Source organism: uncultured Thiodictyon sp. (genome assembly GCF_903828115.1).
Taxonomy (GTDB): domain Bacteria; phylum Pseudomonadota; class Gammaproteobacteria; order Chromatiales; family Chromatiaceae; genus Thiodictyon.
Genome location: NZ_CAIKKU010000275.1, coordinates 1 through 5,436, shown reverse-complemented (window position 1 = coordinate 5,436; position 5,436 = coordinate 1). Strand labels below are relative to the sequence as shown.

Annotated in this window: 6 protein-coding genes; all 6 read right to left on the bottom strand. The window is 63.9% G+C overall.

The window, feature by feature from the left end; all coding sequences use genetic code 11:
- Positions 1 to 232: 232 nt before the first annotated feature.
- Positions 233 to 1,030 (bottom strand): carbonic anhydrase, encoded by a 798-nt coding sequence (locus tag QZY48_RS10240; RefSeq protein ID WP_295430710.1) that lies wholly within the window; start codon positions 1,028 to 1,030, stop codon positions 233 to 235.
- A 2-nt stretch (positions 1,031 to 1,032) separates the two neighbouring features.
- Complete coding sequence (locus tag QZY48_RS10235; RefSeq protein WP_295430708.1) at positions 1,033 to 1,317, bottom strand: segregation and condensation protein A; 285 nt, start codon at positions 1,315 to 1,317, stop codon at positions 1,033 to 1,035.
- Between the two features lie 359 nt (positions 1,318 to 1,676).
- Entirely contained in the window at positions 1,677 to 2,006 is a 330-nt protein-coding gene (locus QZY48_RS10230; RefSeq protein ID WP_295430706.1) for an SWIM zinc finger family protein, read from the bottom strand.
- Positions 2,007 to 2,085: 79 nt separating this feature from the next.
- Positions 2,086 to 4,395 carry an NAD-dependent DNA ligase LigA gene (gene ligA, locus QZY48_RS10225; protein ID WP_295430704.1) on the bottom strand — a complete coding sequence of 770 codons (2,310 nt, stop codon included), beginning with the start codon at positions 4,393 to 4,395 and terminating at the stop codon, positions 2,086 to 2,088.
- Complete coding sequence (locus QZY48_RS10220) at positions 4,392 to 5,087, bottom strand: cell division protein ZipA C-terminal FtsZ-binding domain-containing protein (protein WP_295430702.1); 696 nt, start codon at positions 5,085 to 5,087, stop codon at positions 4,392 to 4,394. The genes ligA and QZY48_RS10220 overlap by 4 nt, the downstream gene beginning before the upstream one ends.
- Positions 5,063 to 5,436, bottom strand: a 374-nt coding sequence (locus QZY48_RS10215) for a hypothetical protein (RefSeq protein WP_295430700.1), incomplete at its 5' end; no start/stop codon positions are given. The genes QZY48_RS10220 and QZY48_RS10215, both read right to left, overlap by 25 nt.

Below are 5,436 nucleotides of genomic sequence, written 5' to 3'. Positions count from 1 at the left end.
GTTGTCGTACTCGAACAATCCGACCACGATTACGACAACGACAACGACCACGACGCCCCGGTCCGTGGGAACGTCCGGTAGCTGTAGGGTACGCATCGCGTACCCCGGCTCCGGCGGTCGCCGCAGCTTGGCGGGCACGCGATGTATACCCTACGCGATGTGCGTTAACGCATCAGTTCTGATGGCACCCCGTGCGCCGTCCGAGGCACCGCGCACGGGCAACGCCCGTCCCTCAACGCGGCAGCGAGACGAAGACCGGACGGCCGTTGAGCGGCTGCGCCGGGCGGGCATTGCCCCCCGTCGCGCGCGCGATGCGCCCGATCAGCTCCGGCGCCAACTCCACCGGCGCGGCCAAGATGAACCAGGTGACCGGCTCGCTGCAGGGCGGGTTGGCGAACGACCCGGTGTAGCGGTAATAGCCCCTGTCAGGCGGGAACAACAGCAACGCATTGATGCCCAACTGCCGGTAGTTCACCCGCTCCCCGGCCCGCAGCGGCAGGCGCTCGGCGATGCGCACCAGGGCGCTGTTGGGGTGCGGCCCGGGTTGAATCGGGACCACCACGACCGCGTGCCGGCCATCCCGATCACGGTGCACCAGATGGATCTCCGCCGCCGCCGCCACCCCGTTGATCAGGGTCTCCCCGGGGGCATGAAAATGCAGTGCCGTCAGGTCGTAGCTCAGGCCGCCGACGTGCAGTTCGCTCCCGGGCTGGATCAGGACATTGACCCCGCGACCGTCGTTGACCGCGTCCAGGGGTTGGGAGCGATAGCGCGGCTGGAGCGGCTCGTAGGGGATCGGCTGGACCGTGCGGATGTCGATCGGTGACTGCTGCTGACCCGTTCGGCAGGCGGCGAAGTCCGGCGACAGGTCCGCCCACTGGGCCGGCCCAGTCGCGCCCTGATAGGACCAGGCGGCGGCGGATGGTGGGGCGGCCAGGACCCGACCGCCCAGGGGCGCCGCCAGACCGACGGCGAGCAACAGGGGCCCCAAGGCCCGGCCGACTCGGTGGACGTAGGAGTGGGTCGGCATCATCAGTTCGCCTTGCGCGTCAGGCCAGCCATCGGCACCAGTTCGACCGCCTGGGGTTCGTCCGTGAAGTGGGGGCGTTCCCCGCCGCGGCCCTGGCGCTGCGCCAGGTCCCGCTCCCGGGCCGCGATCAGCAGCAGACAGTGGCGCACGTCCTCGATGGTGGCGTCACGCAGCGGGTGGCGCATCCCGGGCGCCGGGGTCAGGTCCCGGATGATCGCCGACAGGGTCTTGCGCATGGCGATCAGGATCTGCTGCTCTTCGGTCAGGTCGTTGGGCGGTTCGGTCATGGGCGTTCCTTTCGTTTGGGGGGCGGTGAGGGCGGCGGCATTGCTCATCTTACCGGGGCGCGCTCGGTCCGCACAGCGGACCCTACGGACCTACGGACCTACGGACCCGCCACGCCGTCTTTCCGGAGACCCCAACGGGGTCAGACATACCAGCCCAGGGCAACGCCCTGGGATGCTGCAATCGAAACGGCGAGCCCTGAAAGGGCGTGACATAGGATTCCGGACGCAGCGACGATTGCGTCTGTCACGCCCTTTCAGGGCTGAACTTCCTCTGACGACAGTCCCAGGGCGTTGCCCTGGGCTGGTATGTCACGACCCTTCGGGGCTCCTCTGCGGCCACAACGCGGAGGAATACCGCATTAGCCATTCATCACTTTGCCAAGCTTTTTCTTTACTTTGGCAAACCTCGCCTTTGCTTCTTCAAAACTCTTCTCTGCATCACGAAACTCGGAACAGGCCATTTCCAGATCGCTGCCGTTGAGCCAGGTTCGCACGACTTCCAGTTCATCCAGGTTCGCGCTCACAACGGCGCTCGCACTGCCTTCGATGATCGCCAACCTGTGCTTACAGTGCAACCCGTTTTCTCCGGCGGGACAGGTGCAGAAAACATTGACCTTGCCGTTTTCATTACGGAAAATTACTTCGTAGGGTTCTTCAGCGGAACCCGCAACCAAGAAAGAAACTCTCATAAGCCCCCCGTTTACCAGCAATGACCGCCCGTCGCACGCAATAGAAAGGTTCCATTCTTCGTATCGCGAAAGAGTTAAGCTAGCTCTGACCGATAAGCTCGGCCAGTTGGTCCTCAGTAATAACCGTGACACCCAGTTCTTCGGCTCTTGCTCGCTTGGAGCCGGCCGCCTCCCCTGCGAGCAGATAATCGGTATTCTTGGAGACGCTACCAGTCACTTTCGCACCAAGCGCATCAAGTTCAGACTTGATATCATTTCGATGGCGACTGAGCGTGCCAGTAATGACAAAAATCTTTCCGGACAGAGGCTTAAAGCCACCCCTTTCCGCCAAGACCTCATCGACGGGCCAGTGTATACCGACGGCACGGAGCCTTGCAATACTCTCTCGATTGTGCGTTTCAGAAAAGAAATCAACAACGTGTTTGGCAACTGTCTTGTCAATCCCGGTTATCACAGATGGATTACGATTTCTTAGTTCGTGTAGTTCGGCCCGGGATAACGCCTCGTATGTGAGGAACTTCTCCACTATCAGCGCGGCGACCTTTGCGGACACTCGCGTCCCGAACCCTGGCAAGCTCTGCGTGGAAAGCCACTCAGCGAGAGACGAACCGGGTGCAGGACCCGGACTGGATCTGACCAATTGAATAATCGCATCAGCCTTTTTGCCAAGACCCTCGATCCCTCTCCTGACGAATGTATCCTGTTTAGCTGCCATCAGAGGATCTAGATCATGGAAGTGATTCGCTAGGTCTTGTGCCGTAGTCTGTCCGACATTAGGAATTCCAAGGGCAAAGATAAAGCGGCCCAGCGTCGTTGCCTTACTCCGATCGATCGCGGCCAGGAGATTGTTGGCCGACTTGTCTCCCTTGAGGTCAAGAGACACGATTTGCTCGTAAGTCAACTCATACAAATCGGCCGGATAATGCACCAACCCCTTGTCCACCAATTGGCTTACCAATTCATCACCAACACCCTCGATATCCATAGCTCTACGCGAAGCGAAGTGGCGAATGGCCTCCTTGCGTTGCGCGGGACAAAAAAGTCTGCCTTCGCAACGTGCGATCACCTCTCCCTTTGCTCGCGTCACTCTGGATCCGCATACCGGGCACTGGGACGGCAACACCACCGGTCGGGCATCCACGGGCCGCCGCTCGGGCAGGACCCGCACGATCTCCGGAATCACGTCCCCGGCCCGACGCACATAGACCGTGTCACCGATATGCAGATCCTTGCGCTCCACCTCGTCCATGTTGTGCAAAGTAGCATTTGCGACAGTCACCCACCCCACCCCAGCCGCACCCCCAACCCGGACCGGCCTAAGGCGCGCCACCGGTGTCAGCGCCCCAGTGCGTCCCACCTGGAATTCCACCGCCTCCACGACTGTTAGTTCCTCTTGAGGGGGGTACTTGCGCGCAATCGCCCATCTTGGATGGCGGGTAGTGTCCTCCAGGTCGGCCCGATCGGCTAGGGAGTCCACCTTGAATACAACGCCGTCGATGTCGTACCCGAGGCTATCCCGGCGACTGCCTAGCTCGTCAAAATAACGCCGACACCCGTCAAGACCCTCGATCTGCCGCAACTCCGGAGAGATGGGCACCCCCCAGCCGGCGATCTTTTTCAGCATGGCGAACTGAGTCTCCGCCGGGTCGACGGAGACCTCGCCCCAGCCGTAGCAGCAGAAGGTTAGCGGACGGCTGGCGGTGATCCGCGGGTCGAGCTGGCGTAGGCTCCCGGCCGCAGCGTTACGGGGGTTGGCAAAGGTTTCGTCGCCGCGCCCGGCAGCCTGGGCATTCATCTGGTTGAAATCCGCATGGGTCATATAGACCTCGCCGCGCACCTCAAGCACGGTGGGGTAGTCATCACCCAAAAGGCACAGCGGCACGTTGTTGATGGTGCGCACATTCTCGGTGATGCCCTCCCCAGTGGCCCCGTCGCCCCGAGTCGCGGCCTGGACCAGGGCGCCCTGCTCGTAACGGATGCTGACCGCCAGACCGTCCAGTTTGGGTTCAGCGGTATAAGCGACCACATCACCGCTGATCAGCGTACCAGCCACGCGCTTGTGGAACGCCTCCAACTCCCTGTCATCCTTGGCATTATCAAGGGAAATCATGGGCAGGCGGTGCCGGACCGCAGCGAACTCCGGCCGCGGCGCCGCCCCTACCCGCTGGGTGGGGGAGTCCGGGGTTACCAGGTCCGGGTAGCGGGTTTCCAGGTCCTTGAGTTCACCGAAGAGACGGTCATACTCGGAATCCGGGACTTCCGGATCATCGAGAACGTAATACCGGTGGTTGTGGTAGCGCAACTGCCCGCGCAGTGCCGCGGCGCGCGCCCGGGCCGCGGCCTCGGCGGCCCCGGCCGGCGACCCGGTGTCGGGACCGCCCGCGGTCACCGCCGCACGGCCCTCGCAAAGCGCGCCTCATTGGCCAGGACTGAGTTGCGCAGTTCCTCCTCCTTGCGCACCGTGAGCGGTCGGCGCGTCTCGTCGAGCACATCGCCGCCCAAGGTCGTGGCGAGCTTGCGCGCGGTGGCGATCATCTCCTCCAGGATGGTCAGGTCCTCCGGTCGGCCGTCGAGTTGCGCGAACAGCATCACCCCCGGGGTGCTGAAGCCCTCCATGTCGTCGAAGGGGAAGGTGCCGGGCTTCACCATGTTGGCCATGCTGAAATAGACCCGGGTGCCGTCGTCGAACTCGTCCAGGCAGTGGAAGATGTCCATGTCGCCGGGGCGCAGGCCGCAGGACTCGGCCACCTCCAGGAGGTCCAGCCCCGGGAACTCGCCATAGCGCTTGGCGACGCTCAATTGGAGCAGCAGCGGGGCCGGGACGCCCGCGTCCGGGGCCGCGTCGGCGCGCGCCGCCGGGGCCTGGGGCCGGTCGCCCTCGTCCTCCGAGTCGGGGTCGTCCGCGTGCCGGCCCTGGGGCTCGCGCCCGCCGGGACCCGCGGCCTCGTGCGCATCGTCCTCGTCGTCGCCATCGTCCAGCCCCTCCTCATCGGGACCGCGACTGCGCTCCCAGAGGTACAGGGCGAGGATCAGGATGGCTCCCAGGACGATCAGGATCAGTCTGACGGTAGTGGCGTCCATTCATGCTCAACGCGATGGTTAAAGGGAAGATCGGGCAGCCCGGAGTATAACCCGGGCGCCCTGCCCATGGGCACAGGCGCGCACCGGGGCGGCCCCGGAAGCCCGCTCCCGGCGGACCAGCGGCGCCGGCCGCGGCCCTCGCGGGTCCGCCGTGTGCGGTGCAACCATAGCAGATCGCAGCGGGGAGATCCCGGCGCGCCTGACCGCGGGGTGCGATCAGAACTGATGTGTTGACGCCGATCCCGTGCCCGACAGCGACCGGACCTTCTCACGGGCCGGGCGTCGTTGTCGTTGTCGTTGTCGTTGTCGTTGTCGTTGTCGTTGTCGTTGTCGTTGTCGTTGTCGTTGT

Bases quoted from the DNA above. Each gene is read 5' to 3' on its own strand.
- QZY48_RS10230 (WP_295430706.1), bottom strand. From the start codon at position 2,006: ATGAGAGTTTCTTTCTTGGTTGCGGGTTCCGCTGAAGAACCCTACGAA.
- QZY48_RS10235 (WP_295430708.1), bottom strand. From the start codon at position 1,317: ATGACCGAACCGCCCAACGACCTGACCGAAGAGCAGCAGATCCTGATC.
- QZY48_RS10240 (WP_295430710.1), bottom strand. From the start codon at position 1,030: ATGCCGACCCACTCCTACGTCCACCGAGTCGGCCGGGCCTTGGGGCCC.
- QZY48_RS10220 (WP_295430702.1), bottom strand. From the start codon at position 5,087: ATGGACGCCACTACCGTCAGACTGATCCTGATCGTCCTGGGAGCCATC.